The organism is Coriobacteriia bacterium (assembly GCA_013334745.1).
In the GTDB taxonomy this organism is placed as follows: Bacteria; Actinomycetota; Coriobacteriia; order Anaerosomatales; family JAAXUF01; genus JAAXWY01.
In genome coordinates, this window is record JAAXWY010000091.1 from 1 (window position 1) to 1,696 (window position 1,696).

1 protein-coding gene is annotated in these 1,696 nt (G+C 65.8%); it reads left to right on the forward strand.

The genetic code is table 11. From position 1 onward, the window contains the following. On the forward strand, positions 1-1,624 hold a 1,624-nt coding region (locus tag HGB10_12090; protein NTU72544.1), incomplete at its 5' end, for a GNAT family N-acetyltransferase. Positions 1,625-1,696: the final 72 nt, after the last annotated feature.

Below are 1,696 nucleotides of genomic sequence, written 5' to 3' on the forward strand. Positions count from 1 at the left end.
CGTCTTGGGTGACGCGGGCAAGGACCGATTCGTCGCGGCGGTGGCTGCGTGCATCGCAGACGACGCGGTCAACGGCATCCTGCTCTTCTACACGCCCCAGGGCAACGCACGTCCCGACGAGATGGCGCACGCGGTCTCGGAGCTCGTGGCCACGACCGACAAGCCGGTCATCACGGTGCTCATGGGCGGCGAGACCGTCCAGGCCGGCCGCAAGATCTTCTCGGAAGCGGGGATCCCGTGCTACGAGACGCCCGAGGACGCGGTCAAGACGTACCTGGGGATGTATCGCTACTCGGCCAACCTCGACCTGCTGTACGAGACGCCCGCCGAGCTGTCGGTGGATGTCGCGCCGCCGCGTCACAACCTCGAGGCGATGCTCAAGCGCATCGCGAAGTCGGGCAGGCTGGTGCTGACCGAGGAGGAATCGAAGCGGTTCCTCACGACCTACGGCATCCCGGTCGTTCGCCAGCAGACCACCCACAGCGTTGCCGAGGCGCTCGAGGCCGCCGCCGACATCGGGTATCCCGTGGTGCTCAAGATCGTGTCGCACGAGATCACCCACAAGAATGCGGTGGGCGGCGTCGAGGTCGGTATCTGCTCGGAGCATGATCTGGAGCGCAGTTACGCTCAGCTGCTCGAACGGGTGAAGATGCGTGCACCTGACGCCACCATCGAAGGCGTGGCCGTCCAGAAGATGGTGCGCCACGTCGACTACGAGCTGATCCTTGGCATGAAGAAGGACGAGCAGTTCGGCTCGGTCATCGTGTTCGGTGCCGGCGGAGTGGGCGCCGAGGGGCTTGCCGACTTCAGCGTGAGCCTGCCGCCACTCAACCCGGTGCTCGCTCGCCGCATGGTCGAAGAGACGCGTGTGTTCCGCTCGCTCTCGCGACCGCCCCGTGGTGTGGAACCCACCGATCTCGCGGCACTCGACGGGATGCTCACGATGCTGTCGAACCTTGTCGTGGACTTCCCCGAGATAGCCGAGATCGACGTGAACCCGGTTGTGGTCGCCAACGGCGAACCGGTCGCGGTCGACGCGCGCATCATCATCGACGAGTCGGTGCTCGCGGGCTCTCCGGCCACACCGCACCTGGTCATCACGCCCTACCCGACCCGGTACGTCGCACCGTGGAAGATGAGCGACGGCACCGACGTGCTGCTGCGGCCCATCAAGCCAGAAGACGAGCACATGATCGCCGAGATGCTCGAGACGATGACGGAGCGTTCGCTGCACGACCGCTTCTTCGACGGCATCCCCGTGTTCGACCACGACAGGCTCGTGCGCTTCACCAACAACGACTACGAGCGCGAGATTGCGATGGTGGCCGAGCTGACCGGCGAAGCGGGCACAAAGCGGCTCATCGGCGTCGGGCGGCTGCTCACCGATCCCGAGCGCCCTGAAGGCGAGTTCACCGTGATCGTCCACGACGACTTCCACGGCAAGGGGCTGGGCTTCAAGCTCGTCGACCTGATGATCGGCATCGCCGAGGATCGCGGTCTGGAGCGACTCCGGGCCCGCTTCGCGCCGGACAACGAGCGGATGCTCGAGCTCGCGGCGGATCTGGGTTTCTCGGCGGGACAGGTCACTGACGGCGTCGTGCCTGTGACGCTCGAGTTGGGATGAGGCGCGCGTGACGCATCGGATCTGGAACCCGGCGACATTCCAAGGCATCGGGATACGGAGGCGCTACTTCGA